The 3,263-nt window shown below is 57.9% G+C and carries 2 protein-coding genes; both read left to right on the top strand.

Annotated elements, in window-relative coordinates; genetic code table 11:
- Positions 1-224 precede the first annotated feature (224 nt).
- Positions 225-1,604 (top strand): N-acetylmuramoyl-L-alanine amidase family protein, encoded by a 1,380-nt coding sequence (locus NFR41_RS04200; protein WP_432762687.1) that lies wholly within the window; start codon positions 225-227, stop codon positions 1,602-1,604.
- Between the two features lie 327 nt (positions 1,605-1,931).
- Positions 1,932-3,263, top strand: coding sequence for an ATP-binding protein (locus NFR41_RS04195; protein ID WP_251230831.1), 1,332 nt, complete (start codon positions 1,932-1,934; stop codon positions 3,261-3,263).

Below are 3,263 nucleotides of genomic sequence, written 5' to 3'. Positions count from 1 at the left end.
CCCCGAAGCGCCGGCCGGCCCCCAAACCCGGCCGGCGCAAGGGTTGGCGAGCGCGTAAGGCGCGCAAGCGCGAGGGAGCCCGCAAGCGCGAAAGAGTGACCAACCTGGAAAGCCCCCAACCGGGGGCTTTCTTTTGCTAGCCGACGCAAGGGCCCGCGAGCACGGAAGGCGAGTACCGCGCCAGCGCCGGCGCAACTGCTCCATATTGGTCGTCCCCGTGTTACATGGTGACTGGCTCTGTTTATCTTCCAGAGTATGAGGGGGTCTATCTTTTTGGTGCGGATGGTGCCTGGTATTCGCAGGCGGGATGGGCTCAGTTGCCGACTGGCGAGCGTTGCTATGTGAACCAGGACGGCAAGCTTGCATTGGGTTTGAATAAAATCGACGGAAAGTACTATCGCTTTGCGATCGACGATGATAGGACGGAAGAAGTATGGTATTCCGGGTGGGGGCGTTGGGACGAAGCGTATCCTGCAGGAGCGTTGATGACGGGGAAATATGAGGCCTGGGGAAAGTATTTGGCCGACGAATACGGCGTTGTGCAAGTTGGATGGAAGACAATCGGAGGTGACACCTATTACTTTGGGGAGAGCGTTGTAGAAGCCGATAGTGCGAAGCTTGCCTACGGGAAAAGTGCTACCGGGTGGATGGTCATTAGCGGAAAGGTTTATTACTTTTCGGATAGTGGCGCTATGCTTACGGGAAAACAGGAAGTCAGGGACAGGGAGCAGCTGGACGATCCCTACCGTAACGGAGTCTATCTCTTCGGTGACGACGGCGTTCTCTACGAGAATCCTGGCTGGTTGCAGATGAGCAATGGTGACTGGTATTACGTCAACAGCGACAGTACGCTGGCTACAGGATGGAAGGATATAGGCGGAGAGAGCTACTACTTCGGCGAGAACGGCGTTATGCGTACGGGATTCTACTGGGCGAACGGCCAGCAGTACTGGTCGGATCCCAACGGCGTATGGCACGAAACCGCATGGAGGCAGGACAGCAACGGATGGTGGTTCGACTTCGGAAACGGTACCTATGCGCAGAACAGCTGGCAGCCTATCGGTGACGAGTGGTACCACTTCGATTCCAACGGTTACATGCAGGTGGGATGGCTTTACCTTGGCGGCACCTGGTACTATCTGGCCGGATCGGGAGCCATGCAGGTGGGATGGCTGCACAATGGCGGGGCTTGGTACTACCTCAACGACGGCGGCGACATGCATACCGGCTGGAAGAGCCTTGGAGGCACGTGGTACTACCTGAACGGCTCGGGCGTGATGCAGACGGGATGGCTGCACAACGGCGGCGCGTGGTACTACCTCAACGGCGGAGGGGATATGGCCACCGGATGGCGAAAGGTTGGCGGGGCCTGGTACTTCCTGAATTCGTCGGGCGACATGGCGACGGGATGGAAGAAGATCGGCAATACCTGGTACTACCTCAACGGTGGCGGCGACATGGCCGAGAATCGCTGGATAGGCAATTACTGGGTTGGGGCTGATGGCGCCATGGCGACAAGTGCTTGGGTCGACGGCGGCAAGTACTATGTGGGGTCCGATGGCGTCTACGATCCGCAGGCCCGCCGGCAGGAAGCAGCCGCGTAGAGGGTTGCTGCACCGAGGGCGAGCGGCCGTCTTCCGATAGCGATACGTGCCGGATAGGGGCCAGCTTGCGGTAGTCGAGATTAGGCGAGCGTTTACTGGGGCCGTCCAAAGGGGCGGCCCTCGTGCTGTATTGGGTTTTTCGGTATCAGGCATTTCGCGCTGTTGGCGAGAGTGCAAGGGTTCGGATGGGGAAGTCTGCTTTATCAACCGTATCCACCTAATCTGTAACAGTTTATTACAGATTTTCACTAAAACTGATAAAATAATTTTCAGTTTAACCATTGGGAAGGGATCGCCATGGATGATGCAAAAGCTGCCGTTCGATACATGCTCACCGACTTCATCGACAACGTTTTGCCGGCGATTAGGGAAGAGCTGGTTTTGCGCGACCTTGCGCTCGGAAAGATTCAGCAGCCCAAGATCGGGTCCACGGCAAAGGTTGTTGTGGGGATGCGGCGTTCGGGAAAGACGTTTCGCCTCTACCAAGAGATCATGGCGGTCCTTGATTCCGGGGTCAGCGCGAACAGAGTCTGCTATTTCAACTTCGACGACGACCGCCTACGGCCGCTTTCGGCAACACTTGTAAGCGACGTGCTCGAATGCTTCTTCGAGATGAATCCAAGCGCCCGAACGGAGGGTGCCTACCTGTTCTTCGACGAGATTCAGGACGTACCTGGTTGGGACGTAGTTGTTCGCCGCATTCTCGATACGGAAAAGGTTGCGATGTGGGTGACGGGATCGTCCTCGAGGATGCTGTCCGAGGATGTGGCAACCGAGTTTCGGGGACGATCCATTTCCTACGAGCTCCTTCCGTACAGCTTTCGCGAGTATCTGCGTGCGTGGGGGGAAGAGCCAGCATGGGGCCAGTCGCTTGATAGCCGGGTGCTCGGCTCCAGTCTTAAGAAAGCGCTGCGAGGGTACTTGGTCGAAGGCGGCTTTCCCGCAGCGCAAGGACTCGACGACATGGAGCGGGCCCAGTTGCTTCAAAGCTATGCGCAGCTGACGGTCGCCCGCGATGTGGTCGAGCGGTTCGGGTTCTCGAATGCGGCGTTTGCGAGCTCGCTTGCCCGCACTGCGGTAACGTCGAGCGCGCGGGACGTGTCGATTTCTCGCTTGGATAACAAGAGCCGGGAGGCGGGCTACAGTCCCGGGCGGGCTACGGTGACCCAGCTAATAGAGGCGTTCGAGGACGCTCATCTGGTCTATCAGACGTTCGAGTTCAGCTACTCGGTTCAGAAAATACGGCTGGGAGGGCTGAAGCTGTTTTCGGCGGATCCGGGGCTGTACTGGGCAATGTCGATTGCGACTGCCGATGGGTTGTGCTTCGCTCTGGAAACGGCGGTCTATCTGGAGCTGCGGCGCCGGAGGTTGAGTGGGAGGCTTGGCGATATTGCTATGTTGAAGCTTCCTTCGGGCAAAGAAGTTGATTTTGTCGAAGGCGATGCGCTGGTGGACGAGGTTTCTACGCTCGTGCAGGTTTGCTTTGCCATGGACGACGCCAAGACCTGTGAGAGAGAAGTGTCGGCTCTGAGAGAGGCCATGGCGCGATTCGACCGGGAAGAATGCCTCATTATCACCTTCGACGACGAGCGCGATATAGTCGTTCCCGAAGGAACGATACGGGTGCGCCCGGCGTGGAAGTGGTTGCTGGCCGAGTAG

It is taken from the genome of Adlercreutzia aquisgranensis (assembly GCF_943193145.1).
GTDB lineage: Bacteria > Actinomycetota > Coriobacteriia > Coriobacteriales > Eggerthellaceae > Xiamenia > Xiamenia aquisgranensis.
This window is presented reverse-complemented; position numbering and strand designations above follow the sequence as displayed.